The sequence below is a fragment of the Bacillus sp. SN1 genome (assembly GCF_002796895.1).
Classification (GTDB): Bacteria; Bacillota; Bacilli; order Bacillales; family Bacillaceae; genus Bacillus; species Bacillus inaquosorum.
The window spans coordinates 636159-663154 of record NZ_PHIE01000001.1 but is presented as its reverse complement, the minus strand read 5'-3'; the positions used below and the strand labels follow the sequence as shown (position 1 = coordinate 663154).

31 protein-coding genes and 2 pseudogenes are annotated in these 26996 nt (G+C 38.9%); 23 read left to right on the top strand and 10 right to left on the bottom strand.

Features of this window, described 5'->3' with window-relative positions:
• Window positions 1–384: 384 nt before the first annotated feature.
• Together CVV77_RS03390 and dutA are read left to right on the top strand one after the other, a co-directional pair.
• Window positions 385–835 (top strand): annotated as a pseudogene (locus CVV77_RS03390) (DUF2691 family protein).
• Between the two features lie 29 nt (window positions 836–864).
• On the top strand, window positions 865–1299 hold the full coding sequence (gene dutA, locus CVV77_RS03385; protein ID WP_003238248.1) for a dUTP diphosphatase DutA: 435 nt from the start codon (window positions 865–867) through the stop codon (window positions 1297–1299).
• Between the two features lie 91 nt (window positions 1300–1390).
• Here the strand turns inward: dutA and CVV77_RS03380 are convergent, their stop codons facing one another.
• Together CVV77_RS03380 and cotU are read right to left on the bottom strand one after the other, a co-directional pair.
• Window positions 1391–1972 carry a VanZ family protein gene (locus CVV77_RS03380; protein WP_258459149.1) on the bottom strand — a complete coding sequence of 194 codons (582 nt, stop codon included), beginning with the start codon at window positions 1970–1972 and terminating at the stop codon, window positions 1391–1393.
• 249 nt (window positions 1973–2221) lie between these two features.
• Window positions 2222–2461, bottom strand: a complete 240-nt coding sequence (cotU, locus tag CVV77_RS03375; RefSeq protein WP_100274645.1) for a spore coat protein CotU — start codon at window positions 2459–2461, stop codon at window positions 2222–2224.
• Window positions 2462–3275: 814 nt separating this feature from the next.
• On the opposite strand from cotU, the gene CVV77_RS03370 reads away from it, so the two are divergent.
• Together CVV77_RS03370 and CVV77_RS03365 are read left to right on the top strand one after the other, a co-directional pair.
• On the top strand, window positions 3276–4115 hold the full coding sequence (locus CVV77_RS03370; RefSeq protein WP_100274644.1) for a thymidylate synthase: 840 nt from the start codon (window positions 3276–3278) through the stop codon (window positions 4113–4115).
• Window positions 4116–4932: 817 nt separating this feature from the next.
• A complete protein-coding gene (locus CVV77_RS03365) occupies window positions 4933–5508 on the top strand; it encodes a hypothetical protein (RefSeq protein WP_032732005.1) in 576 nt (191 codons plus the stop codon).
• Between the two features lie 30 nt (window positions 5509–5538).
• Here CVV77_RS03365 and CVV77_RS03360 read toward each other — a convergent pair.
• The 5 genes and pseudogenes from CVV77_RS03360 to tatAC all read right to left on the bottom strand — a co-directional run.
• Window positions 5539–5757 (bottom strand): annotated as a pseudogene (locus CVV77_RS03360) (hypothetical protein); the annotation flags it as partial.
• 398 nt (window positions 5758–6155) lie between these two features.
• Window positions 6156–6878 carry a YrpD family protein gene (locus tag CVV77_RS03355; protein ID WP_003238232.1) on the bottom strand — a complete coding sequence of 241 codons (723 nt, stop codon included), beginning with the start codon at window positions 6876–6878 and terminating at the stop codon, window positions 6156–6158.
• A 134-nt stretch (window positions 6879–7012) separates the two neighbouring features.
• Window positions 7013–7384: a YoqO family protein gene (locus CVV77_RS03350; RefSeq protein ID WP_100274643.1), complete on the bottom strand. Its 372-nt coding sequence runs from the start codon at window positions 7382–7384 to the stop codon at window positions 7013–7015.
• Window positions 7385–7641: 257 nt separating this feature from the next.
• Window positions 7642–7866 carry a hypothetical protein gene (locus tag CVV77_RS03345; RefSeq protein WP_003238229.1) on the bottom strand — a complete coding sequence of 75 codons (225 nt, stop codon included), beginning with the start codon at window positions 7864–7866 and terminating at the stop codon, window positions 7642–7644.
• 177 nt (window positions 7867–8043) lie between these two features.
• Window positions 8044–8232, bottom strand: a complete 189-nt coding sequence (gene tatAC / locus CVV77_RS03340; RefSeq protein WP_003238227.1) for a twin-arginine translocase TatAC — start codon at window positions 8230–8232, stop codon at window positions 8044–8046.
• 317 nt (window positions 8233–8549) lie between these two features.
• On the opposite strand from tatAC, the gene CVV77_RS03335 reads away from it, so the two are divergent.
• Window positions 8550–8948, top strand: coding sequence for a hypothetical protein (locus CVV77_RS03335; RefSeq protein WP_100275134.1), 399 nt, complete (start codon window positions 8550–8552; stop codon window positions 8946–8948).
• Between the two features lie 46 nt (window positions 8949–8994).
• Here CVV77_RS03335 and CVV77_RS03330 read toward each other — a convergent pair whose 3' ends face one another.
• Entirely contained in the window at window positions 8995–9429 is a 435-nt protein-coding gene (locus CVV77_RS03330) for an SRPBCC family protein (protein WP_100274642.1), read from the bottom strand.
• 151 nt (window positions 9430–9580) lie between these two features.
• Here CVV77_RS03330 and CVV77_RS03325 point away from each other — a divergent pair, with 151 nt between their 5' ends.
• The 11 genes from CVV77_RS03325 (at window position 9581) to CVV77_RS03275 (ending at window position 20180) form a co-directional block, all read left to right on the top strand.
• Window positions 9581–9841 carry a hypothetical protein gene (locus tag CVV77_RS03325; RefSeq protein ID WP_084992287.1) on the top strand — a complete coding sequence of 87 codons (261 nt, stop codon included), beginning with the start codon at window positions 9581–9583 and terminating at the stop codon, window positions 9839–9841.
• Between the two features lie 22 nt (window positions 9842–9863).
• Window positions 9864–10052, top strand: coding sequence for a hypothetical protein (locus tag CVV77_RS03320; protein ID WP_084992289.1), 189 nt, complete (start codon window positions 9864–9866; stop codon window positions 10050–10052).
• Window positions 10053–10237: 185 nt separating this feature from the next.
• Window positions 10238–11428: a chromate efflux transporter gene (gene chrA, locus CVV77_RS03315; RefSeq protein WP_100274641.1), complete on the top strand. Its 1191-nt coding sequence runs from the start codon at window positions 10238–10240 to the stop codon at window positions 11426–11428.
• Between the two features lie 241 nt (window positions 11429–11669).
• The gene (locus CVV77_RS03310) at window positions 11670–13232 is read left to right on the top strand and encodes a spore germination protein (RefSeq protein ID WP_100274640.1); all 1563 of its coding nucleotides are present in this window, start codon (window positions 11670–11672) and stop codon (window positions 13230–13232) included.
• 29 nt (window positions 13233–13261) lie between these two features.
• Window positions 13262–14353 carry a spore germination protein gene (locus CVV77_RS03305; protein WP_019258515.1) on the top strand — a complete coding sequence of 364 codons (1092 nt, stop codon included), beginning with the start codon at window positions 13262–13264 and terminating at the stop codon, window positions 14351–14353.
• A gap of 43 nt (window positions 14354–14396) precedes the next feature.
• A complete protein-coding gene (locus CVV77_RS03300) occupies window positions 14397–15560 on the top strand; it encodes a Ger(x)C family spore germination protein (protein ID WP_395940376.1) in 1164 nt (387 codons plus the stop codon).
• Between the two features lie 156 nt (window positions 15561–15716).
• Window positions 15717–16523 (top strand): hypothetical protein, encoded by an 807-nt coding sequence (locus tag CVV77_RS03295; protein WP_100274638.1) that lies wholly within the window; start codon window positions 15717–15719, stop codon window positions 16521–16523.
• Window positions 16524–16527: 4 nt separating this feature from the next.
• Window positions 16528–17148 carry a DUF4166 domain-containing protein gene (locus CVV77_RS03290; RefSeq protein ID WP_100274637.1) on the top strand — a complete coding sequence of 207 codons (621 nt, stop codon included), beginning with the start codon at window positions 16528–16530 and terminating at the stop codon, window positions 17146–17148.
• Window positions 17142–18785: a YndJ family protein gene (locus CVV77_RS03285; RefSeq protein ID WP_100274636.1), complete on the top strand. Its 1644-nt coding sequence runs from the start codon at window positions 17142–17144 to the stop codon at window positions 18783–18785. Before CVV77_RS03290 ends, CVV77_RS03285 begins: the two co-directional genes overlap by 7 nt.
• Before the next feature lie 91 nt (window positions 18786–18876).
• The gene (locus tag CVV77_RS03280; protein WP_181280831.1) at window positions 18877–19191 is read left to right on the top strand and encodes a hypothetical protein; all 315 of its coding nucleotides are present in this window, start codon (window positions 18877–18879) and stop codon (window positions 19189–19191) included.
• Between the two features lie 230 nt (window positions 19192–19421).
• Window positions 19422–20180, top strand: coding sequence for a poly-gamma-glutamate hydrolase family protein (locus CVV77_RS03275; RefSeq protein WP_100274634.1), 759 nt, complete (start codon window positions 19422–19424; stop codon window positions 20178–20180).
• Between the two features lie 26 nt (window positions 20181–20206).
• On the opposite strand, the gene CVV77_RS03270 is transcribed toward CVV77_RS03275, so the two are convergent.
• A complete protein-coding gene (locus CVV77_RS03270; RefSeq protein WP_100274633.1) occupies window positions 20207–20659 on the bottom strand; it encodes a YndM family protein in 453 nt (150 codons plus the stop codon).
• A 177-nt stretch (window positions 20660–20836) separates the two neighbouring features.
• On the opposite strand from CVV77_RS03270, the gene fosB reads away from it, so the two are divergent.
• Together fosB and CVV77_RS03260 are read left to right on the top strand one after the other, a co-directional pair.
• On the top strand, window positions 20837–21259 hold the full coding sequence (fosB, locus tag CVV77_RS03265; protein ID WP_100274632.1) for a metallothiol transferase FosB: 423 nt from the start codon (window positions 20837–20839) through the stop codon (window positions 21257–21259).
• 75 nt (window positions 21260–21334) lie between these two features.
• A complete protein-coding gene (locus CVV77_RS03260; protein ID WP_100274631.1) occupies window positions 21335–21763 on the top strand; it encodes a hypothetical protein in 429 nt (142 codons plus the stop codon).
• 387 nt (window positions 21764–22150) lie between these two features.
• On the opposite strand, the gene lexA is transcribed toward CVV77_RS03260, so the two are convergent.
• Window positions 22151–22768, bottom strand: coding sequence for a transcriptional repressor LexA (gene lexA / locus CVV77_RS03250; RefSeq protein ID WP_003238209.1), 618 nt, complete (start codon window positions 22766–22768; stop codon window positions 22151–22153).
• Between the two features lie 149 nt (window positions 22769–22917).
• On the opposite strand from lexA, the gene yneA reads away from it, so the two are divergent.
• The 5 genes from yneA to sirA all read left to right on the top strand — a co-directional run bounded on the left by yneA (window position 22918) and on the right by sirA (window position 26975).
• Window positions 22918–23235 carry a cell division suppressor protein YneA gene (gene yneA / locus CVV77_RS03245; protein WP_100274630.1) on the top strand — a complete coding sequence of 106 codons (318 nt, stop codon included), beginning with the start codon at window positions 22918–22920 and terminating at the stop codon, window positions 23233–23235.
• Between the two features lie 18 nt (window positions 23236–23253).
• On the top strand, window positions 23254–23907 hold the full coding sequence (locus CVV77_RS03240) for a YneB family resolvase-like protein (protein ID WP_019258523.1): 654 nt from the start codon (window positions 23254–23256) through the stop codon (window positions 23905–23907).
• A 63-nt stretch (window positions 23908–23970) separates the two neighbouring features.
• Window positions 23971–24204: a DUF896 domain-containing protein gene (locus tag CVV77_RS03235; protein ID WP_003231595.1), complete on the top strand. Its 234-nt coding sequence runs from the start codon at window positions 23971–23973 to the stop codon at window positions 24202–24204.
• A 168-nt stretch (window positions 24205–24372) separates the two neighbouring features.
• Window positions 24373–26376 (top strand): transketolase, encoded by a 2004-nt coding sequence (gene tkt / locus CVV77_RS03230; protein ID WP_100274629.1) that lies wholly within the window; start codon window positions 24373–24375, stop codon window positions 26374–26376.
• A gap of 152 nt (window positions 26377–26528) precedes the next feature.
• A complete protein-coding gene (sirA, locus tag CVV77_RS03225) occupies window positions 26529–26975 on the top strand; it encodes a sporulation inhibitor of replication protein SirA (RefSeq protein ID WP_003238200.1) in 447 nt (148 codons plus the stop codon).
• Window positions 26976–26996: the final 21 nt, after the last annotated feature.

Here is a 26996-nt window from a genome sequence, read left to right as displayed (position 1 = left end):
GTACTCCCACTACGCAAGTACATAGCAAAGCAAATTATACAACCAATCGTTTTGTAAAAGACAGTCAGATTATTTTGGCTGTCTTTCTTGTGTTGTTTAAATAAAAAATAAATGGAGTCGGCCGGTCTAAAAACTCCGCCTGACTCCTGTGACAGTAGCTTTCAGAGAAGTTAAACGTAGTGCTTGAATTGGTGGAGAACAGCAAAACCTTTCAATAATCATTTTTGATAGGGAAGTGATAAAATAATGAGACTGATTAAATTAGAAGAACTAATTAAAATTTGTAAAGTAAGTGAGTTATAAGAAAGAAGAGCGGTATCAAATGGCAGTCGATTCTTGTTACGCTAACCTAACAGTTGAGTATGATTTTAGAGAGGGGTTTACATGAAAAGGGGAGTTAGTTTTCAAATACCGAATGAATATGGAAATGTCCTATGGAGAATACTGCAACCGTTTGAAATCACTCATTATATGTGGAAAATGAGGGGAGAAACTTATTTTGTAACAGATGGGCTAGATGATCAGGAATTCTTCAAAGACAACTCAGTTGTTGAAGGGGCAGTCTTACTTAAAAACCAATCAGTACTATACCATTTTCGTTGAATTGCAAGCATATCCATTTGGACAAGCGGTTGATCTAGTCCAGACATACGAAGAGTTTGTTGACAGTGATTGCGAACTTGTCCTATTGTTGGCAGATAGCAGCTATGTTTCGATATACTGTAAAGACAGAAATGTCATTGAAAAGCTTTTCATTAATGCTCTAAAGAACGACTTTGAAGAGATTCAACTTATAACTGATGACAATGACACAAGAACAGGCCTTACCGTATAATAATTCTATAATTAAAGGGAGTAATACATATGACAATGCAAATTAAAATCAAATATCTAGATGAAACACAAACAAGAATCAGCAAAATTGAGCAAGGAGATTGGATTGATCTTCGGGCTGCCGAAGATGTAACAATGAAAAAAGATGAATTTAAACTTGTCCCATTAGGTGTAGCAATGGAGTTGCCTGAGGGTTACGAAGCACATGTCGTTCCCCGTTCAAGTACATATAAGAATTTTGGCGTTATTCAAACAAACTCAATGGGGGTTATTGATGAGTCATACAAGGGAGACAACGATTTTTGGTTCTTTCCTGCTTACGCATTACGTGATACAGAAATTAAAAAGGGAGACCGTATCTGTCAATTTAGGATTATGAAAAAAATGCCGGCACTTGAATTAATTGAAGTTGAGCGTTTAGGGAATGAAGATAGAGGCGGGCACGGTTCTACGGGAACGAAGTAAATAATAAAACCTTGGCTGCCTTCATGTTGTGTAATTGACCTTATGGAGGTTACAGCCAAGGTACATATTACCTTATGGATAGATCAAAAAATTACTCAATGTTTATTGAGGTATTACTTTTAAAGCGATAAGTTACTCTTTTATAAAACATGCTTAAAATGAAAAAGAGCCAATACCCTATCACAGTTCCTAAGGTGTTAAGAATTAAATCATCTACGTCAAAACTTCTGTAAACAGATCTTATATACACTGAAATCGAAAGCTGTGCTAGTTCAATAAACAAAGATATGAAAAATCCAGTTAGCAAAATTCTTTTTACGTTATTTAATTTCTTAAATAAAAGAGGAAACAACAAGCCAACTGGCAGTAATAATATTAGGTTTCCTCCAATTGATCTAATTACATAATATTGCAGTCCTTCATGATAAACATCTACAAAAAAGTAAAACGGGATAAAGTTATTTCCTGATACGAATGGGATATAAGAGTCGTATTTCATATCCTTAATTAAATCAGCATCTATTGGCATAGGGAATAATGTAACACTAATCAAGTTGAAAAAGTAAACCAATAAACAAAAGATAACGATATGTTTATGTATGGGTAGCCGGCCTTTTCTGTAAAGGACTCGTCTTATGAGTCTATAAAATATAAAGCAAAAATAAAGAACCATTAAGTATGGCAAGAGAAAAGCTGAGTCGAGCATAAATACACCACAATTTCCTTTAACTCATTTTAACATAAATAGGGAAAAGGGAAGATTCAGATTTCAATAAAAGAATACTTTTATCTAGAATAAAGAGTAGGACAGGGCAAATAAAAACTACAAATGAAACTAATTTAAAGCCAAGTTAATGACATGTTTTCATAAATAAAAAAGCCCCGGTATGTCACCGAGGGAATAAATAGATGTTTAAGTGATTTAGTGATGTTTTTTATATGATTCGACAAAATCATAGTAATGATCATCGTCATCATAAAACTTTTTTTCATAATGATAATCGTGATCATCATAATACTTTTTATCATGATCATGTTTTTTATCATGATCATAATATTTTTTGTCACAATCATAATGCTTCTTATCATGATCATAATACTTTTTGTAATACGTTTTTTTCCAAGTGTAATACTCTTCTTTATACTTTTTGTAATAACCCAATTAAAGCCCTCCTTTTATTCTAATCGAAATTAATATATGAAGTTTCAATGATAAGGTATAGTCAAATGAAATAATAATTGTAAAAAGAGGCTGTTTAAAAACTTTCTGAAAACAAAATGGATAAATTACTTATTAAAATAAGAGCAGGAGAATGGATTCAATTACAATAAATTAGATGAAAGTGTATGAAGAAGAAGAGGGACTTCCAGAAAATGCTGAAGAATATTTGCTTGGTTAAAAGTCAGGAGCTCTATGATATTATTTCTGATGCTGCGTTGGAAGCTCAACAATCAGTAAAACCAGTCGAAACGATTTAAAGAGGGAATGATCTGTTACCAAATACAATAAAAGAAAGTGCAATGATCAAATGAATGAAATTAGAGGGATTTGTTTTAAACAAAGCCCAATTTCACATGGACAAATGACAATTGATATTGAGGTAAATACAATGCATTAAGCCAAGGGGAGCGAATGGAGGAATTAATATGTTTAGACAATATCCAATTTGGTACACACAGACACCTTACTATTTTAATTTTCATGTGCCTCAATATCAAATCATCTCTTATAATCCTCAACGATGTTATCAACGGTGTATGTTTCAAACTGGCGGTAACTATGAGCTATGTGACAGACTATGTTATAGGGAAATACAGGTGTAAAAGAGGGGCTAACTCCTCTTTAAGCACACAATGATTGGAATCACAATCTCATTTTATCTGCACATGCATAGTTTTTGTCGATAAAATTGGTATCGTAAAATCATTTCTTGAAATGCCTAGAAACTGAAAAAGAAAGAAGGATATGAACAGTCATGACCCAATTTGATAAACAATACAATTCAATTATCAAGGATATTTTAAAAAATGGAATCTCAGACGAAGAATTTAATGTAAGAACAAAGTGGGACTCTGATGGAACACCGGCTCACACACTAAGCATCATCAGCAAGCAAATGAGATTCGACAACTCAGAAGTTCCTATTTTAACAACAAAAAAAGTTGCCTGGAAAACAGCGATTAAAGAGTTGCTCTGGATTTGGCAGCTGAAATCGAACGATGTTACTGAATTGAACAAAATGGGCGTACATATTTGGGATCAGTGGAAACAAGAAGATGGCAGCATCGGACATGCATATGGATTCCAGCTGGGCAAGAAAAACAGAAATCTAAATGGAGAAAAGGTAGATCAGGTTGATTATCTTCTGCATCAATTGAAGAACAACCCATCTTCACGGAGACACATTACAATGCTTTGGAATCCTGATGAATTAGACTCAATGGCCTTAACACCATGTGTATACGAGACGCAATGGTATGTTAAGCAAGGAAAACTCCACCTAGAGGTAAGAGCACGGAGCAATGATATGGCGTTGGGGAATCCATTCAATGTATTCCAGTACAATGTTTTGCAGCGCATGATTGCTCAAGTGACTGGTTATGAGCTTGGTGAATATATCTTTAACATTGGTGATTGCCATATTTACACACGCCATATAGACAATTTGAAAATTCAAATGGAAAGAGAACAGTTTGAAGCACCTGAATTATGGATCAATCCTGAAGTAAAAGATTTTTATGACTTTACCATTGATGATTTCAAGTTAATCAACTATAAACATGGGGACAGGCTTTCATTTGAGGTAGCAGTTTAATGCTGCCTCTTTATTGTTCATTAAAAAGAAAACAAAATTAGAGAGCAATCGAAGCAAAGGGATTGTTAGAAAAGCGTTAGAGGGTCTTGTGTACTAAAGAATGACGGATTCTTTGGTCTGAAAAAATTGAATGAACGATGAAAAGGCAGTGGTTTTATAAGGTGTTAATTCCTGCTAATAATACCATAAGGCTCAAGAATATTGTAATGCAAAGAAAAGCCCATACAATAGCTGTAAAGGGATTGTCGAGTCCCATCCTTTCTTTCCAACTTATATTAGTGGAATGACTGGTTTTGTATTTTGCTAACTGGATACATAAGATCACATTCAAAAAAACTGAAATAACAAGAGCTACAATTAAATAAAGGTTCATTTTCATCAACCTTTCTAGATTTCTTAAACATTTGAATAGCTAAAGTGTAAACCTAATATTAACATATACATATTTTACCTTAAAAGACCAAGATCGAAAATACGATTACTTTGTGCACTTTGAGGGTTGAAATGCAATATTTTTGGTCCTTGAATAAATGCAACCAAAAGAAGATATGAATCTACCCTTAACCATAATTAAAGGGGGCAGTTTCATATTTTTTAGCACGGAATTGTGTTCATGCCATTTCTAAGTGAACTTGGTCTGAAATTCGGCAGAATATGGTGAACAAGCACCATGTCAAATAATATTATACTGTAACCCTTGCTTCTCTATATTTCCATTAAAAATATTCTTAATATTTGAAAATAACCATTTAAATATATTTCTAGAAATTGTATACTTATATGGTACTAAATGAATACATAGAAAGGACTGTTGTCGATGAAAAAAGTTTTTTGTAAGTTAGCCATTAGTTCCATAGCTCTATTTATTTTAGCTTTTCCTAATGGCAATGTATTAGCTGCTGAAAAAGGGGCAGACAAGCCTGTCTCAATTGAATCACAGGTGCATACCGTATTTGCAAACGAGTCAACTGGCTTAACAAGTAACTCAGGAGGCGGGGAGTTTACTGCGCAATTTGTGAACGATTTTCGTAATGTTAAGATGAATGTTAAAACATATAAAAGCTGGTCTAGCTTTAAAAGAGTTTCTGATAATATAGCAACGGGGAGTAAAGGGGGATCCATTACTGCAAACAAAACAGTTACTTTTACAACAACTGTAAGCGGATCTATTAGTGGTTTAGGAATCTCTACTGCAGGCTCTGTAGCTAGCTCTAAAGGATATACTCTAAATGTTGGAGCTAATAAAAGAGTTTATATGGCATATAGAGTTAGGTATAATGTAGAAGAAGGATACAACTGTCTTAAAGATATTGTTACCGGTAAATGTGTATCAAAGAAAAAATACGTAGTTAAAAAACCTATGTATGGAGAATATGCTCTAAAAAACTATTAATTTCATATAAAAAAAGATTAGCTTTTGAAGCTAATCTTTTTTATTAAGAAGAAAATACCCTAATTTTGAAACTAGATACAAAGTGAAAGCAATCATTAATGTTCTTGAAATAACAATACCATGAATAGCCAGATCGTATCCAGCAGGTATCAACGCTTTTGTATTAAACATAAAATACATTGATATCAGAAGAGCAATAATAACTAAAATAATCCCAAAAAGACCTGTTTTTCCGTATTTCATACAAATTCCACCCTATATTAAAATATGATATAAATAAACAAAGGAGCTGAAGATTTCGATAATTCACTTTATAATAATCAAGCAATGACCCAACATTGCAACTCTGTTAGTGTAATTGTCAACCTAAGCTTCAAGGTACTTATTTTATTAAAAGAATAATTGAAAGCCCCACAAATGAGGGGCTTTTAATTTTATGTAGTTCAATAGTAATTGAATTAATCATACCAAAGTTATTTCAAAATTTCAACTTTTGTTTGTTACTCTTTTATAATCATGAAAAAATTAGAAAAGGAAAGTGCTTCTGTTCGTAAATCTCTATAGGATTTGGAATCCGAACCGAATTCTTTATGTGGATGGAAAATGATAAGAAAACCGCCTGGCAATGCCGGCGGTCTTTTGTTGCTTTATTTATTAACAGAAATCGTAACGTTATTTCCTGAAACAGCAACCTTTGCGAAATCTTGTGTATCTACGACAGGTGTGACAGCTTTATTGTCGATTGTAATATTGTTAAAAGCTGTTGAAAAAGTTGCTTTGATGGCATTACGCTGACTTTCATAAGAAACAGCCGCAGTAGCAAGTGTTTTCCATTTTGAGATCGTGCCGATGTTGGTTCCTTGAATTTCCGTGATAATCCGTCCGGTATAACCGTCATTGTTCGTTCCCCAGAGGGTCATACGTGTATTGCCGTTCAAATTTTTATAGATTGTCATTTGGACTGTGCTTCCAGGACGGAAGCCTTTATTGTATGTGAATTTGTCTTTTCCTTCGATGTATGTTTCTTCATTTTTGGACCCAACCTTCATGAGGGGCTTCCAGACGTTGTATTGTTTGCTGTACTGAAGCCCGATATCCGCCTCAGTTCCGCTTTTTGCGCTAAAGCCTGAATAAATGTAAGGCGTAGAGACCGAGTCATCATTTTTTACGGTGTCAGGCAGCTTAATTTTAGCTGTAAAAACTGCGCCAGAACTGTTCAGGTAGGCGCGGCCGCCGATCCCCTTAGGCAGCTGGGAGGCCGCTTTTGCGACTTGAGTGTCTGCCGCGGGCAAGCCTGGTATACCCGATGAAAGTGTTCCGAAAAGAACTGCTGTTCCTACTGCACCTGCAATCAATACTTTTTTCAACAAAATTCCCCCTTTTGATAGTGGTTTCGTCATTCATTATACCTTATTTTGGTACTTGGTTTATGTATATAAATCAACAAAATATTTCATTTTATTCATAAATTTCATATTGGATTGTTTATGTAGAGAAACTGCTCCTACAATCTATCTGTTTTCAATTGTTTTAACCGATTTGAAACCTTCCTCAAAATAAAAGCACAAGTGTTTATAGAAACGATAATCAAGAGAACGATCGCTATCGTTTCCCAGCCGGTAAGGAAGGGGTGATCTTTTATAACTGCTTGTCCCTTTAAAATAATAAAAGTACAGAAACTGACTAAGAAAAGAAAACAAATGCTTAGGATCGCTAACGCTTTACGTGTATATGTTTTTATTTCCTCTTTAACGTACAGCAAAACGAAAACAAAGCAGCTAACATTGGCAATCATTCTTATCACATCAAAGCTTTTCATGACAATTGATATAAATAGACAAAGTAAAATGAGATAAAATACTTTATTTTTAGACAAACAATCTCTCCCTTTATGTATGATCCTCAAAGAGTTTACAAAATTTTCATTGTAACTGCAATACTTGAAAGCGGGATAAATATACTTCTATATAAACTAATTAAACTATGTACTAAATATTCATTTTAAATTCAGATTCAGTCATTAAGGTCTACATAAAAAAAGGCGGGAAGCTTCAGATTATATGAACAATGGTCAAACAAAAAAACCCGGCATTTAGCCGGGGAAAAAGGAAAACGAGGAGATGTTAATGGAGTTTAGTAATGTTTCTTATGCTTCTTATACTCTACAACATAATCATAGTCTTTTTTGTCGTGATCATAATATTTCTTATCATGGTCATAATATTTTTTGTCATAATCACAGTCGTAATATTTTTTATCATGGTGGTCATAGTATTTTTTATCATATTCGTAATACTTCTTATAATACGTTTTTTTGACCGTATAATACTCTTCTTTATATTTTTTGTAATAACCCATATATACTCCTCCTTTATTGTTAATACGCTTTATTATATGGCGAATAGATTGTGCGGATTGGACAATTTAAATCATAAAGGGAAAAAAGGGCTGTCCAAATTCATAGAAAAAGAGGCAGGTGACACAGAAACAAATCAAAATAAAAAGGCCGATTTTTCATCGGCCAAATCATTTATCCTACATTTGTTTGTCATCTTTGTTTTCTGAATCACTTTTTCTTACATCCTGAGTCAGTCCGCTGGTCGCTTGTTTAAATTCTGATAAGGCTTTTCCAGCAGCACGGCCAAGCGCCGGCAGTTTATCAGGACCAAATACTAAAAAGCCTACAAATAAAATAACGAGTATTTTTGTGAAGCTTAATTCCATGTTCTTTTCCTCCTGATTGAAGTTCAACCTTCTAAACAAATTATAAGAGATGGCGGTTTAAATGGAAATACGTTTATTTTGAACATTTTAAAAACCGCCAGCAGGCGTGTTGAGATAATATTCATAAAACGGCTGCTGCAGAATATAATGTCCAATGCCATTAACAAAAAGATGCGAGGAGGTGAGCTAGATCAAATGCTGTGTTGAGGCTATAGGGATCATATCGCTGCCATACGGGATGGCATATCAGGCACAAAGAAATGACTACGTATAGTACTGTGACTTGCTATGATTGAAATAGAGGAGAGATCTGGATGATGAAATACAATAAGGTAATTGGATTCCTGTCTGTTTTAGGGTTCGCTGCGGTTTTTCCATTAACGGCACAAGCAGAAAAAGCGGGAACCACTGGAGCTGGGGAGTGGGATAAGCTGGGGACTTACACATATACTTATTCAAGTCCGACAGTGTATTCGAGCGGAGGAGATTTTAGAGTATGTCTTTCAGGAAGCACTCCTTTTTCTGTTTCGCTGCACCTATATGAAGATGATGCCGGTGACAATCCTGATGATTATGTAGGGTCAAATTATTTTTCGCCCGGAGAATGTCATACCTTTAGCAGTATCGGGAAATTTGTAGATGGAAGCAATAACAAGGCGGAGTTCTTTGTTACCGATTACTCTGGTAAATCAAAAACCGTTACGTTTTATGATTGATGGACTTAGACTTTCGAAAACAAAAAAGAGAGATACTCTCTCTTTTTTATTCTTCGACAGCCTTACGAAGCCGTTCATTCACAATACCTGTCCAGCCTCCATCCATTTTATCGCGAATGATGGAGCTTTTCTCGTTTGCTTTGCCGATCACTTCATTTGGCTCCTTCCATCCGCTGTGAATAAGGGTAAACCTCGTCTTTTCTCCCAAGTCTTCTAATTGAAAGGTAACGACCCATCCGTCTGTATCCCATTCAAAAGAAAGTTCAGTGGGAACTTGAACAGTCAAAACTCTACAAGGAGACGGTCCAAACGGTGATTGTAAGTGGAATACTCGTCCTTCTTTCAGCTGAAAGTCGTTGGGCATAAACCACTTGGCGATGCCTTCTGAAGACGAGACTGTCTCCCAGACCTTCTGAATAGGTGCTTCCAGAGTAATGTTTTTCGTAATATCGGGTAATGTATTCTGATGATTTTGATCCATTTCGTTTACCTCTTGACATATGATGTTTTTTTATTTAAATCATATAATAACTAATAAGATCATGTCCATAGCTTGTATGAATTATGCTGCAGTCTGTTGATGAACCTTGTATCAGTCATCCGGTTTAATCTGTGAAAGGGGGAGGGGCTGCGTGTACGAGAAAGAAAATACAGTGAGAGAGTGGAAAGTGTATATTTATGTCCTTTCACTCATGATTGTTTGTACAGTAGCAATGGTTATTTTTGAACCAGAAATCCTGTTCAGCCCAATCGTTCTGCGAGGATTTGATGCGTTCATCAGTTTTGTTTTATTAGCCAATGTATTGTTTTTCTGGAGGAAAAGCAAACGTATAGCATATGTTTCAGGAGTTTTAGCTGTCATTAATCTCATTATGGTTATATTTCTGGTTTAGAATCTAAAACAGGAGGTTTTTTATGCTTGGAAAAATCAAAGCAGCTATTGATAACAGCCCAGGAAAGCCGGCTAGAATTGTAGTCAGTGAAAAAACGTTTCAGCAATTAGAGGAAGAGATGCGCTTTGTTTACGTTTCAAAACCGAAAACGATAATGGGGATACCTGTGGAAGTTTCAGATCAGGCAGAAAGCTTCAAACTGGAATTTTAGTCTATTCCCGACTGCAAACAGGCTCATTTTGAGTCTTTTTTTATGATAAAAAAGGTAAGGAGTGTCAGCATTTTTCCGTTTGTTCTGCATCATTTTCAAACAAGCACTTGCATACATGTTTCAGTTTTTTATACTTAAGTGGTTAATATACTTTTTTAAAATGATGAGAACATGTGGAGGAAGAGATGTACGAACATAAGCGCAGCAGCTTTAAAACTCTGATAGAAATCTTAATTGTTTCAACAAGACTTGGGTTTACATCATTCGGAGGTCCCATTGCTCATCTGGGTTATTTCTATGAAGAATATATTCGCAAAAGAAAATGGCTGGATGAAAAAAGCTATGCTGATTTGGTTGCTTTGTGCCAGTTCTTGCCTGGACCGGCGAGCAGCCAAGTTGGGATTGGGATTGGTGTTATGCGTGGCGGATTACTCGGCGGTATCGTTTCATTTCTAGGTTTTACGCTGCCCTCTGTTTTGGCACTTATCATATTTGCTCTTTTATTAAAAAATACCAATATAGAGCAAGCCGGCTGGATTCATGGTTTAAAAATCGTGGCGGTGGCAGTTGTTGCCCATGCTATAGCAGGAATGGCTCAAAAACTGACTCCTGATGTCAAGCGAAAAACGATTGCTTTGTTTGCATTGGTTGTTTCACTTTTATGGCAAACCGTGTTTACTCAAGCAGGTATTATAATCATCTCCGCAGCGATTGGTTTTCTGCTGTTTAAAGAGTCTATCGACAAAAAAGAATCGGATTTCCATTTTCCTATTTCTAAGACATTCGGAACAGCGTGTCTTTCATTATTCTTCGGGTTGCTTGTTCTTCTGCCTGTTCTGCGAGAAACTGCGGATATGCGCTGGCTTTCTATGTTTGACAGCTTTTATAGGGCGGGGTCCTTGGTTTTTGGCGGAGGACATGTTGTATTGCCGCTATTGGAACAGGAGTTTGTACCAGCTGGAATGGTCAGTAAAGAAGCATTTTTAGCAGGTTATGGTGCAGCACAAGCTGTGCCGGGGCCGTTATTTACATTTGCCGCCTATCTTGGTGCGGTCATGGGCGGCTGGCAGGGAGGAACGTTAGCCGCCATTGCCATTTTCCTGCCTGCATTTTTGCTTATTTTAGGTGCGTTGCCATATTGGGATGCTTTGCGGAGGAATCCTAAACTAAAGGGAGCTCTTGCAGGAGTGAATGCAGCGGTAGTCGGAATTTTAATTTCAGCTTTTTATTTTCCGATTTGGACAAGTGCGATTTTGAATCCGATTGATTTTGCGTTTGCGGCCGTATTGTTCAGTATGCTTGCTTATTGGAAGCTGCCTCCTTGGATGGTTGTAGTCACCGGTGTGATTGGCGGGTTTCTTCTGAACCTTCTTTAACATCGATTTCTCTAAAGCGTGATGAAGACGTTCATCATGCTTTTTTTATTGTGAAAAAAGACGAACATAAATAATAGATGTATGGGAAAAATAATCCTATGAAAGAGAAGGGAATTGACAGATGGATAACATGGTATCAACACTTACTGACTGGACAGTATGGTTTCAAGCGTTAGTTGTATTTCTCGTTCCATATGCAATCTATAAAGTGTTTACTTGGATTCATACATAAGAAGGTGCAATCATGAGGTGGCGGAGCAATCAGTACAAAACACAGAAGCAGCATCAAGGATCAGATCATTCAAAAGCTGAAAAGCAGGACCATGATGTGTTAACCGGTAACTTTGAAGACGACATTGAGCTAGTAAAAAGAAAGATCGGACATAACGGAGACGTTCATATCCGGGAACTTGAGATCACTCATTTACATGTGAAATCGGCATTGATCTTTGTTGATGGATTGTCTGATCAGGATATGATTAATAAAGGACTATCAGCGTTAATCATGAATCATCATCAGGTAAGCGATGAAATTTCTCATTCCGGCAAAGACATTTTTACTCCGCAATCTATAAAGAATCAAATCGTATCAGTCAGTGATGTTATAGAATCAGAGAAAATCAGTGATATCGTGCTGAATGTGTTCATGGGTTCAACAGCGCTTCTTATCGATGGAATGCCGCAGGCCTTTCTTCTGGGAACAGTAAAAAAACAAAATCGAAGTATCGAGGAGCCGCTTTCAGAAGCGCTTGTCAGAGGGCCGCGCACGGGCTTTACAGAAGAGTTGAGTACGAATACAGCTCTTTTAAGACAGCAAGGAAAAAATGATCAATTAACATTGCAGAAATTTGAAGTAGGGACACGGCTAAAAAAGGATTTAATCATCGCTTATATGAATGACATTGCAGATCCAAAAGTGGTCGAGGAAGTAAAAAAAAGAGTGAGAGGGATTGAGATAGATCATTTGCCGGAATCAGGCTACGTTGAACAGTTAATTGAGGATAATTATTTGAGCCCCTTTCCGCAAGTGCAGAGTACAGAACGGCCTGATCGCGTTATAAGCGGATTAATGGAAGGCAGAGTAGCCATTCTGCTTGACGGCACTCCGTTTGCCTTGCTTGTTCCGGTCACTTTCAGCATGGTGCTTCAATCACCTGAAGATTATTATGAACGGTGGTTCCCAAGCTCGCTCATCAGATTGCTGAGGTTCATTGCGGCAATCATAACGTTATTTGCGCCGGCTTTATATATATCATTTATTTCTTTTCATCCGGGGTTAATTCCGACCAAACTGGCAATTTCAATTTCCGGGACGCGTATGGGTGTTCCGTTCCCATCCATCATTGAAGCTTTATTTATGGAAATTGCAATCGAAATCTTACGAGAAGCGGGGTTGCGTCTGCCAAAACCGATCGGACCTGCAATAGGCATAGTTGGCGGATTAATCATCGGAGAAGCAGCTGTGCAGGCAGGGATTGTCAGTCCAATTATGGTCATTGTCGTTGCGCTCACAGCAATTTCTTCATTTGCCATCCCGCATTACAGTACAGGCATAGCACTTCGGATGCTTCGGTTTGGCGCGATGTTTTGCGCTGCGGTGTTTGGATTATTTGGTGTCATTATGTATTATCTGCTTCTAAGCAGCCATGTCGTAAAGCTAAAGAGCTTTGGTGTCCCATACGCAAGTCCGGCAGTTCCTTATCATTTGAAAGATTGGAAAGACTTCGTCATCAGAATGCCTCTTTTAGTCATGAAGCGCCGGCCTAAAATGATGAATACAGATAATACAAAACGGGTGAAGTGACGAACTCGACAGGATGGTGATAAAGTCTCATGTTCAGCCCAACCAGTAAAATCACAACCGCTCAGGCAACGATTATCATCATTAATTATATGCTTGCCGCCGGAGTTCTTACACTCCCCCGGACAGTAACAGAACAAACGAAATCTCCTGATGGATGGATTTCAGTTTTATTAGGCGGGGGCATTGCGGTAATAGCCGGGATAATTATAGTTAAATTAAGCCAGCAGTATCCTAAGGAAACCTTTTATGAATACTCCGGACATATTGTAGGAAAATGGCTCGGCCGTTTGATCAGTATTGTTTTTATTACTTATTTTCTGGCACTCGGTGCATTTGAAGTCAGAGTCATGTGCGAAATTGTGGAGTTTTTTCTCCTTGAAGGGACACCGTTTTGGGCCATTATTATGACAGTTCTTTGGATTGGGCTTTATTCGATAACACAAGGGCTCGATCCAATTGCCCGGCTATTTGAAATGATCTTTCCGATTACGGTTATCATCTTTTTAACTGTAGCCCTCATGAGTATAGGTATATTTGAGGTCAACAATTTACGCCCTGTATTAGGTAATGGAATAATGCCGGTCCTCAAAGGAGTTAAGACAACGACACTTTCATTTACGTGTTCAGAAATTATGCTCATCTTAGTAGCGTTTATGAAGAAGCCGAAGAATGCAGTGAAGGCGGTGTTCATGGGTACAGGGGTTGTAACGTGTTTTTATATGATTACCCTGATTATGGTCATCGGTGCACTGTCAGTTGATGGTGTTGTGACGAGAACATGGCCGGGACTTGACCTGATGAGAAGTTTTGAAATACCGGGTTTAATCTTTGAACGGTTTGAATCATTTTTGCTAGTCATTTGGATTATGCAGCTTTTTGCCACATTTATTATCACTTTTTATGCAGCATCTTTAGGAGTCTCGCAAGTTTTCAAAAAGAAACCCATTTCATGTATGTTTGGGCTACTTCCTGTTATTTATATCCTCTCTTGCATGCCGAAAAATGAAAATGATGTGTTTATTTTGGGTGATATGGTCAGTCATATGGCTTTGTATATATTTGGCGCTTTGCCGATTTTGCTTTTAGTTATATCGAAATGGAGGAAAAGAGGTGAAAAGTAAAATAAAACATCCAGTGTCCGCTATCGTTATATTATGTCTGCTGATGATTTGTGTAACAGGGTGCTGGAGCAGCCGGGAAATAGAAGAGCTGGGTCTCACATTCGCTATCGCAATTGATAAAGGGAAAGAAACAAACACTGAGAAAGAATTAAAAGAAGAAGGCGGGAGCTATCCGAAAAAAGACAACATTACGCTAACCTATCAATTTGTTAATGAAAAAGCGGCAGGTGCGGGGACAAGCAGTGGAGGCAGTGGCGGGCAAGGGGCGCAGAAAGCGTATATTAATATTAGTGAAACAGGGGATTCGTTACAGCAGATTGGAAGCGAGATTGCGTTAAGAAGGGACCGTGAAGTGTTTAGCCCGCATTTAAAAGTTGTTGTCATGAGTGAAGATGTGCTGCGTACATATCCTATCGACAAAATGCTGGATCAATTTTTTCGTGATAATGAAATTAGGCTGAGCTGTCTTGTTTTATCTGCAAAAGGGGAGGCGAGGGAAGCCCTCCAGCTGAAAGAGAGCGGTGAAATTCCGGCATTTCGGCTGGTTGGATTAGGTGAAAATGAACATAAAGTTTCAAGAATTCTTCCCCCTGTGACACTCGCGAAACTAATCGGCAAACTTCATTCTGGCAGCAGCTTTTTACTGCAAAATGTGGTAGCGGCGAATGGAGCAATCAAGTATTCCGGAGCGGCGGTAATCAACGGGAAGTCTAAAAAAATGATTGGCACTTTAAATGAATATGAAACGGAGGGGATTACATGGATTGCCGGGGAAGGAAAAGGCGGAGTTGTCAAAAGCTATGATAAAAAGAGCCAACAGGTGATTGTGTACGATATCAATTATATAAAAAGCAAAATCAAGCCCATAGTAAAAGGAACAGATATTTCATTCCATGTCGATATTGAATCAGAAGGGGACTTGGTTGAAAACTGGAACACAAAAGAGACTTTGGACACCCAGTTTTTAGAACGTATTGAAACGAATACTGAAAACGAAGTAAAGAAAATAGTCGGTAATGTATTAAAAAAACTTCAGGATGATTATAAAGCAGATGTTGCGGGTTTTGATGAATCATTAAGACTTGAACATCCGGACTTATGGAAAAAGGTGAAAAATAATTGGGATGACACCTTCAGTAAGGCTACCATCACGTACAGCGTTAACGCCACAATTACTCATTATGGAACGGTTAAAACACAACAATGAATCAAATAGGTGCTTAAAATCAGAAGAGAAGAAACATCTCTTCTTTTTCTATGCATTTTTCGGGATTGAAATATACTTTTTTTTGGGAGGAAAGCATTTTTAAAATAGTCAATATGCTAATATAGGAATTGCTTGAAATAGAAGGGAGGAGGGGCTGTGAGACAGAAACCGATTTATGTAGAAATCGAAATGAGATCTGATCTGGATAAGCTCTGGCAATATACACAAAACCCATTGCTGCATAAGGAATGGGACCTCCGGTTTTCAAATATCACATATTTGCATAAGCAGCCAAACGAAAAGCAGAAGTTTCTTTACGAAACAAGGATAGGCTTTGGATTAAAGGTATCAGGTACAGGAGAAACAGTTGGTGTTATCAACGAAGGTTCATCTGAAAGAGTTTCCTCACTGGCTTTTGGCTCTGATCATCCGTTATCTCTGATTCAGCACGGCAGCGGCTACTGGAAGTACATACAGCAAGATAACGGGAAAATTACTTTTTTAACACAGTACCAATATAAGACAGCCTACGGACTGCCGGGAAAATGGATCGATCGTTTATTATTTCGGCCGCTGCTTGGCTGGGCGACTGCATGGAGCTTTGATGCATTAAGGCTTTGGATCGAGCAAAATAAACATCCCAAACACACAATTCGATCTGCTATCGTCTATGTGATAATATGTCTGTTTTTCAGTCTGTTTTGGTTTTATCAAGGCTTTACAGGTTTTGAAACAAGCATTTTTGCAGAAACAGCGGAGATAGGTATGGGTATGTTATGGCTGATTCCTTTAAAGAGAAAATGGATCATTCACGCCGGCCAGGCTTGTATCTTTGCTGGATTCGCTTTTGTAGGTTCCGAGATATTATTATCGATGCTGTTGTGTGTGTTTTCTGCGGCAAGCGGTGTTCTTAGTCTTCAGCTCCCCAGTGCCTGGCACACAAAACGAAAAAGAAAGAAGTGACATTGTGAGTTCGATTTATGAAAAAACGATCATTAACTATCATTTGCTGCATCCCAAGCTGCAAAAACGCTATCAGTTAGACGAATCTCATACATTCAGCGGGACAGGAACGATGTCAGAGATAAGCGGAGGCTCTTTTCTGGTCAGAATGCTGTTAAAGCTGGGTGTTTTTTTCAGGTGCTTCTTTTCAGAAAGAGGAAAAGACATCCCTTTTACGATACAAAATAGAACTTGTCTTATGAATCGGGATCATATCGGGATAGAATGGAATCGTACATTTTACTTTAAAGGCAATAAACGTTTCTTTGACGCGATAATGGTTTACGACGAAAAAGAAGATAGAATACTTGATTTCTTCGGCAAACCTCATCTTCTGCTGTCTGTTTTAGCGTTCGAGGCATCTCCTGATGGCTCTCTTACGATTACATCGGGAAAGCAATGGCTATTGCTATGCGGAAAAAGAATACCGCTGCCAAAATGGCTGACGGGTACATCAGTTGTTTGCGAAACGTTTGACGAAAGCAAGAATTGCTTCACCATTCAAGTGCATGTGCAAAATACAATTCTCGGTACTCTTTTCTTTTATAAAGGAACGTTTCAGGAAGAAGAGAGAGAACCATGCTAAAACGAAATGGCATGATCAGTACGCTTTGCTTTATAGGATTTCTTGCAGCGGAAACACCCCATATATCAGTGGCAGAGACACTTGTTTTGCTATCCATTCTTTATTTTGTACCGGGAATTTTTCCTTTTGTCTTTCATCAATCGCCGCTCCGGGCTGCTCAATCTCTAGAATCTGGGTTAATAAAGTGCTATCCGGCAGCCGCTTTCTTTGCGGTACTGGCTCTTGTGACAGACATCGGAGATTTCGCTCTGATTTGGTGGATGTACACAATTTTTCTTGCGTTTTACGGAATCCTTCGCCTTTGGGAAACAAAGATACATAGAATTGAAGAGACATCAATTTTGTTCGGGCTTATCTATTTGGCGGGCGGAGGGTTTTGGTTTTTTGCTTATGCTGCACATTTGAAGATAATGCAATTTGGCCCTCTCATCATTTTGCTGACTGCTGTCCACTTTCACTATTCTGCTTTTCTGATTCCAATCTTTAACGGCTTGCTCGGGAGAATCACCAGAAAAAAGCGGATGTTGTACAGGTGGATAACATGGGTAATTTTATTTTCGCCCCTTCTTATCGCGCTTGGCATCACATATTCAAAAACACTTGATGTCATTGCGGTTGGCATCTATATGGCGGCCCTTTATCTTCACGCTTTTTTGGTGTTCACCACAGCTTTTCGGAGCAAGACGGGTAAAATTCTTATTCGGCTTTCTTCGGCCGTTTTAATGATAACGATCACTTTCTCGATGGTTTATTCATTTGGTGTATTTCGGCAAGAGGTTACACTGACCATCAATCAGATGATTTGGATTCACGGTTTTGTCAACGCGTTTGCTGTTATATTGCCCGCTCTCATTGGATGGAGAATAGAAGCTACGAAGCCTTTTGATGCAGACAGCGTAAAGACATTCAGCCGTATCTACGGAAAAAGAAGGATTGGAAAAGACTTTTTAGCTAACATTCAAGCTGAAAATAACGCTCAATACAGAGGGCTTGTGGATGATATGGGAATCCTTCGTTCAAAAGATTTTTCACCGGGAAATCTGGCGCCGTTCATTCTATCGTTTTATGAACAAACCATTGATTATGATGTAAAGGCAAAAGTGACGTGGAGCACATGGTTTCGGCCGTTTGCAATTGTTTACGAATGGTTCAGCAGAAGAACCGGCCAAATACATCTGTCGACGAACCCTGACTGGTATAGGATGTACAGCACGATAAAGGGTGTCAATTCGAAAAAAGACGGAAGACACAAAGTGCGTGCCTGGATCAGAACAAATGAGAAAAACGAAACCATTTTTACCGCTCTATATTCAGTGTATCGTTCAAATGGAGAAGGGTATATGAACATCTCCCTCCCGCTTCCGTTCAGCAGCATGACAGGTATTTTAAAGCCTTATCATCATCATGAGAAGCTGGTTTTGACGAGTAGGCGTAGAAAAAGCGGAGCTGGAGATGAGGGGATTTATCTGCAAACCAGAGCGGGAACTTGTCCGCTGCCTTTATCTGAAACCTTTCTGATAGAAGCTGCGCATGACAACAGATTAACCGCCATTCATCACATGTGGCTGTTTGGAATAAAATTTCTAACTGTTCATTACAGCATTACACATATTGCCCGCCCAAATGAAAGAACCTAACATAGAGAAGAGGCTTCGGCTGAAACCCTGTTTGACGATTCAATCAGCCACATTCCCATTCTGCGCATCTAGACGGGAAAGGAAGGATATTGTGATGTTTTTTATCAGTAGTTTTCTGATTCTTTGGCTGGCTGCGGGATTTGCAGTGGGAATGAAACAACTGTATGTCGATCAGCTGTTTGATAAAGATGTGATCGAAAGGCTGGAAAAAGAGGCGGATGTTCATGGACGCGCTGACCGGTTTATCAAACACCGAGTCATTTACATCGCAGCAGTGACATTAAGCGGGTTTATCGCTGTTTATCGTGAAGTGAAAACAATCCCGCAAAGGCGAAAAATAAGAAAAATTGAAAAAAACATCATGAAACTGAATAAAGCAAAGAAAAGAAGAATGAAAAGAAGGTAAAAACGCACAGGCCAAAGGGCAGGTGCGTTTTTTTCTGTTTGATATGGGAATTGGGATAAAGGTGGTGCCAACTTACTTTTCATAAATTCAGAAATGAGAAGAACAGCGCCCGGGCTAATGGTATATAATATTGTGAATTTAACAAAAATTTAACAAGGAGGATGAGAGAATTCGTGCTAAAGCCTCAAAGAAACCGACATCCTGTTTATTTGGACTTAGAGGCGGAGTAGATGAAACCGGCCAAAGTATCCCTGCTCCGCCGTTTGCTCCATTCCTTGAAGCATGTTGATTGTAACATAGCCAAATGTTTTCCATCAACTCTTAAAATTGTAAAATTATTGTTTATTTTTGTGGTGTTCACGCCGATTTCTTCAATATATGCTGAAGATGTATATCAGAATTTTGAGGAATTAAAAAACAATGAAGATCCTTCTCATTACGGCATTGTTACGAAGGAAACCGGCAGTCCTGTCCTTGTTTTAGCCATTCATGGAGGAGGTATTGAAGGCGGGACAAGTGAAATAGCGAGAGAGCTCAGCAAAGAGTACTCGATGTATTTATTTGAAGGCTTGAAATCGTCAGGAAACTCAGTGCTGCATATTACGAGTACGCATTTTGATGAGCCCCGGGCCCTGAAGATGACGGGAAGTCATGAATATGTCATTTCATTGCACGGATATGCAGAAGAAGATCAGCAGATCGAAGTCGGCGGTACAGATCGCGTAAGAGCGGCAGATTTAGTTGAGAAACTAAAAAATGCCGGTTTTCCTGCTGTATTGCTCAGTACGGACCATCCGCATGCAGGCGTAAGTCCGAATAACATTGCAAACAAATCAAAAACAGGCCTGAGCATCCAGCTAGAAATGAGCACAGGTTTTAGAAAATCTTTGTTCGGCATTTTTTCCTTAGAAAGCAGATCTGTTACCCAAAATGAGAGGTTTTATGATTTTACAGAAGTGATATCCAGTTTTTTAAAAAGTAACTACTGAAAAATAGGAGGCGACAAGGCAGCCTCCTATTCCTCATGCTTCTCATTCGTAACGTCAGGAAACAGCTCATCTGCGGCTTCTGTTTGATATTGCAGAGTGTTATCCTTGGCTGTCAGTTCATTTCGAAAGGTTTCATCCAGCACATTTTCCAGCAAATACCGATGAAAGAAGTATTCAAAAACAGTAAGACAGGCAGCGGAAAGAAGAGCGGCTGCAAACGGTGGGAAATCGTTTCTTGTTTGAGTTAAAACAAAGACCCAAAGAATAACGAATGAAAGTCCAAAGTCAGCCAATGAAGCTGTAATATTGTTTGTTCTCGGAAGAACGATCATGTCACCGGAAAGGTATGATACAAAACCTAAGAAAAATGCAATAAAAAGCACGCTTAAAAAGGGCGCGTGATAGACTCTGTCCAAAATTACATATAAAAGGGCGAGAGAGAAAGCAATCTTTGAAGCAAGTGCAATGATATGTTTCATTTGACCACCTAAATTGTTATTTTTGAGGAAACTCCTAGCAAGTAAGACCATGTTTGTTACAGTCATTATTTTGAACAAACCGGTTTTGTTTACACTGGTATTTTTTTCTGGCTGTATGGAACTTTCTTGGTAAAAGAACGTACATATGGATGATCAGCTTTCGAGGAGGAATGATTTGTGGAGATAAAAGGAATCAATCACTTGTTATTTTCAGTTTCTCATCTGGATACATCGATTGATTTTTATCGGGATGTGTTTGGTGCCAAGCTGCTGGTAAAGGGGGGAACAACAGCATATTTTGATTTAAATGGCATCTGGCTTGCACTTAATGAAGAACCTGACATTCCGAGAAATGACATTAAGGCGTCTTATACCCATATTGCTTTTACCATTGAAGAGCGGGAGTTTGAGGACATGTCAGCAAAATTAAAAAGGTTTCATGCCAATATTCTGCCTGGCAGAGAACGAGATGAACGCGATCGAAAATCGATTTATTTTACCGACCCTGACGGCCACAAATTTGAATTTCATACCGGAACCCTTCAAGACAGGCTTCGTTATTATAAACAGGAAAAAACGCATATGGAATTTTATGATTAAAACAAACTCGAAATATCACACAGAACATATACATAAATCTCATGTATGGTAAAATATGGTGAAGGAGGGATGAAGTTGAAAATAAAAATCTTGGCCATATCGGCAGTTTTGATGTGTTTTTTTGGCATTGGCAGTACCCATGCGACAGCTTTAGATTTTGAGCACAAAACAGACTTTATTTTAAATGACAGTACAAAATCTTTTGTTTTGGAAAATATCAGTGATGTTTCGGCAATCGACTATTTTTTAGGTTATCAGTTTACGATCTTGGGGGCCAATACTTGCTCAGTTGAGATTAAACTTCAGCGGCTGGGGCTTACGGGGGATTATACTACGCTGAGCACGAAGCAATTCAGCGGCAGCTGGTTAGATTTTAGAGCTCAGGATAAGGTTTCTATTGACCCATTTCATCGATACCGTATATTTGCCGAAGAGCATTCAGAATACTGCACAAGTGTTCGGGTAAAGGGCAGTTATGGTATAGAATATTTTCATTTTGATTAAAGCTCACGACGATTAAGAAAGTGAGCTGTTTTTTAGTATATGTTGAACTAACTAAACTATGTACTAAATTTTCATAAAATTCAGTTGTCGCGCTCCTTAAATGAACATGAAGCCTTATCATTCCACGACCTCAGAAAATGAAACGTTTTTAAGAAGATAACGTCTAATGTTTTAAACAGACAACATTCATAAAAGTTTCCTAAAGGAAAGAAAATTTCTTGACTTCAACAATCTTTTGGTGGATAATTATGGTGTAAACATGATGTTCTTTTTCCTCCTATTCAGGCTCGCACCTAAAAGTTAGGGCGGGCCTGCTTTTTTTGAACAATAAACCCCCTCTCCATAAAGGAAGAGGGGGTTGTTTTATGCTTCTGATAGATCAATAGATTAGTGGACGGTTCTGAATACGCCAATCACTTTCCCTAGAATGCTGACATTCTGCAAGATGATAGGTTCCATCGTTGGGTTTTCAGGCTGTAAGCGAATGTGAGTATCCTCTTTATAGAAACGTTTTACCGTAGCTTCATCATCTTCTGTCATCGCAACTACAATTTCCCCGTTGTTCGCTGTGTTTTGCTGTTTAACGATGACATAATCCTTATCGAGAATACCAGCGTCAATCATACTGTCTCCCATAATCTCCAGCATAAACACATGCTCGTCAGGTGGAACCATTCGGTCTGGAAGCGGAAAATATTCTTCAATATTTTCTACTGCTGTAATAGGAGATCCCGCCGTGACTTTCCCGATGACCGGCACATTAACGACCTGGCTTTGCGGAATGTCTACTTCTTCATCAAGAATTTCTATAGCTCTTGGTTTTGTCGGATCCCGTCTGATCAGCCCTTTTGTTTCCAAACGGGCCAAGTGACCGTGGACAGTTGAACTGGAAGCAAGCCCGACAGCCTCTCCGATCTCTCTCACGGAAGGCGGATATCCTTTTGATTTAACCTCTGCTTTAATAAAACGGAGGATATCAAGTTGCCTTTTTGATAGCTTCGTCATTTTTTGCACCTCAAAACGTCGATTTTAAGAAGATTATAGCATGATTTTCCTTACAGTACAAACATAGGTTCGAAAAAACAATTGACAGAAACGTGTGTTCGTATATACTGAAATTATAAAAAGGCGAACAAACATTCCTGTTGGAGGTTATGAGCATGAGTAAAGAATCTATTATTTTTGTCGGTCTGTTCACAGTGATTTTGAGCGCGGTTATCCTTTTGCTGTCATATACAAGCAGCGGCCAGGAGCTTAATCAGTATGTTAAAATAGAAGTTCAGCAAGGCGATACACTATGGTCAATTGCTGATCAGGTAGCAGATAAAAAAAAGATAAACAAAAGTGAATTTATTGAATGGGTAGCTGATAACAATCATCTTCAGACGTCTGATATCCAGCCGGGAGATGAATTGGTGATTCCGTTGAAAAAGAAGCATCAGGATGCATATGAATTGGCAACTGTAAGATAGAGAGGATAGATAGAAAAAATGAAAGCACTCATTTATGCCCGCGTAAGTACAAATAAAGAACAGCAGGAGACTTCATTAAAGCGGCAGGAGGAGGAGCTTACAGCGATTGCAGCCGAGAACGGCATGGAAGTCGTCAAAGTGATTTCTGAAAAAGCCAGCGGATATGAAATGGACCGGGACGGTGTATTTGAGCTGCTCGATGAGATCAAGAATTCGGGAATTGATGTTATTTTGGTTCAGGATGAGACTAGGCTTGGACGGGGAAATGCAAAAATCGCACTGCTTCATTGTATCTACAGAGAAGGTGTGAAAGTCTATACAACAGCTCACAGAGGGGAACTGGAGTTATCGGAGGCTGACTCGATGGTGCTGGAGATCGTCAGCATTGTGGAAGAGTACCAGCGGAAAATTCACAACATGAAAATCAAGCGGGGAATGAAGCGTGCAGTAAAAAACGGGTTTAAACCGCAAAAAAACCTGAAAAACCAACATGAAAACAGCGGAAAAGAAAGAATAGAGGTACCAATCTCAGAGATCGTCCGCCTAAGAGCGAATAAACTGACGTTCGCAGAAATCGCGGCTACGCTAAGAGGGTTTGGCTATGATGTGTCTAAAGCGACCGTCCACCGGCGGTTTCAGGAATACATAGAGAATGAAGAGACAGCCGAGTGAATCAGTTGTAAAACTCTTTTTGATCTAGTACTATATAGACAAAATGCAATAAAGGAGTTTAACATGATTTCAAACGCAAAAATTGCAAGAATTAATGAACTTGCTGCCAAAGCCAAAGCTGGCGTTATTACAGAAGAAGAAAAAGCCGAACAGCAAAAGCTCCGTCAAGAGTACCTGAAAGGGTTTCGCTCTTCTATGAAAAACACTTTAAAAAGTGTGAAAATCATTGACCCAGAAGGCAATGATGTAACACCAGAAAAACTAAAAAGAGAACAAAGAAATAACAAACTTCACTAATATAAGAGGAATACGGAAATATCGTATTCCTCTTTTGTATATACTATAAGCAAAACTTTTATGTGACAAAATTCAACAAGTTTCTCTCAAATTTAAGCTGAAACAGTTGAGAAAAAGTCGTCAGACATTTATGATGTAAGGGTACAACACATAAGGAAGGGGATTTTTATGGATACAATTGAAAAGAAATCAGTTGCTACCATTCGCACACTGTCAATAGACGCTATTGAAAAAGCAAATTCTGGTCACCCAGGGATGCCAATGGGGACCGCTCCAATGGCATACACACTGTGGACAAAATTTATGAACGTAAGTCCGGCAAACCCTGGCTGGTTTAACCGTGACCGTTTTGTTTTATCTGCTGGACACGGATCAGCACTTTTATACAGCATGCTTCATTTAAGCGGGTTTGATCTTAGCATCGAAGATCTCAAGGGATTCCGCCAATGGGGCAGCAAAACACCTGGACACCCGGAATTTGGACATACTGCCGGTGTTGATGCAACAACAGGTCCGCTTGGCCAAGGAATTGCCATGGCGGTCGGAATGGCTATTGCTGAACGCCATTTAGCAGAAACTTACAACCGTGATTCATTTAACGTAGTCGATCATTATACATACAGTATTTGCGGTGATGGTGATTTAATGGAAGGTATTTCTTCTGAAGCCGCTTCACTCGCAGGCCATCTTCAGCTTGGCCGTCTGATCGTATTATACGATTCTAATGACATCTCTCTCGATGGAGATCTTGACCGTTCATTCTCTGAAAACGTGAAACAGCGTTTTGAGGCCATGAATTGGGAAGTTCTTTATGTTGAGGACGGAAACAACATTGAAGAATTAACAGCGGCTATCGAAAAAGCACGCCAAAATGAAAAGAAACCTACATTAATTGAAGTGAAAACGACAATCGGTTTTGGTTCACCTAACCGTGCCGGCACATCCGGTGTTCACGGTGCGCCGCTTGGTAAAGAGGAAAGCAAGTTAACAAAAGAAGCTTACGCGTGGACGTATGAAGAGGATTTCTACGTTCCGTCAGAAGTATATGAGCATTTCGCTGCAGCGGTTAAAGAATCAGGCGAGAAAAAAGAACAGGAATGGAATGCCCAATTCGCTAAATATAAAGAAGTTTATCCTGAACTTGCTGAACAGCTTGAGCTGGCAATCAAAGGAGAGCTTCCGAAGGACTGGGATCAAGAGGTTCCTGTTTATGAAAAAGGAAGCAGCCTGGCATCCCGTGCATCTTCCGGTGAAGTTCTCAACGGACTTGCGAAAAAAATTCCTTTCTTTGTCGGAGGTTCTGCTGACCTAGCGGGGTCAAACAAAACGACAATTAAAAATGCCGGTGATTTTACAGCGGTTGATTACTCAGGTAAAAACTTCTGGTTTGGTGTTCGTGAATTTGCGATGGGTGCAGCCTTAAACGGCATGGCGCTTCATGGCGGACTTCGTGTATTCGGCGGAACTTTCTTTGTCTTCTCTGATTACTTGCGTCCAGCGATTCGCCTTGCAGCATTAATGGGTCTTCCTGTCACATATGTCTTCACACATGACAGTATTGCGGTAGGTGAAGACGGCCCGACGCACGAGCCTGTTGAACAGCTTGCTTCACTCCGTGCGATGCCTAATCTTTCCTTGATCCGTCCTGCAGACGGCAATGAGACAGCGGCAGCATGGAAGCTTGCAGTGCAAAGCACTGATCAGCCAACAGCGCTGGTACTGACACGCCAAAACCTTCCTACGATCGACCAAACAGCTGAAGAAGCGTTGGCGGGAGTAGAAAAAGGAGCATATGTCGTATCTAAATCTAAAAACGAAACACCTGACGCTCTTCTCATCGCTTCAGGCTCAGAAGTAGGTCTTGCGATTGAAGCACAGGTTGAACTGGCAAAAGAAAATATTGATGTTTCTGTTGTCAGCATGCCTTCAATGGACCGTTTCGAGAAACAATCTGATGAATACAAAAACACTGTCCTTCCTGCAGATGTGAAAAAACGCCTTGCGATTGAAATGGGTGCATCATTTGGCTGGGGCAAATACACAGGGCTTGAAGGAGATGTGCTCGGCATAGACCGATTCGGTGCATCTGCTCCTGGCGAAACCATCATCAACGAATACGGCTTCTCAGTTCCAAACGTAGTGAATCGAGTTAAAGCATTACTTAATAAGTAAGTCTTTCAAAGAGGATGAGTCAAATCATCCTCTTTTTCTTGTTTATCCGACAAAAATAGTATTGGCTGTTTAACAGTAATAGACAATTCTTTCTTTTCTTCTTTTGTATAATAGAGAGCAAATGAAATGCTGCCGCAAAAGGGGATGAAAAGATGGAACGTCACTACTATACGTACCTGATAAAAGAGGAATTTGCCAATCACTATTTCGGGCGGGAATCGGTTATGTTTGAGCTGTTTCAAGACTATCATTGGACAAGCCTGACAAAGCAGCAGTATGAAATGACAGAGAAACAGATTCAATATATTACACAGCCAATCCCGATTTTACATATGCATCAGCGGTTAAAAATGAATTTAAACAATGCGGATTACAGGCAGCTGGATTATATTTATAGATTAGCTTTGCCGAAAGCCAAAGGCCATGCGACGTTTATGATGAAGGAGCACATGATAGAAATTGTGGCTTCGGGGGATTACGAGGCAGAAACGATTTTCTTTGAAGTGTTGAGAAAAGTAAGCCCTTGCTTTCTAGCAATGGATTTCAATTCGAAGCGGTATGGATGGCTAAATCCGGTGAAAGAAAGAAATTTTGTCTAAAACCGAAGAAAAAGAGATGTA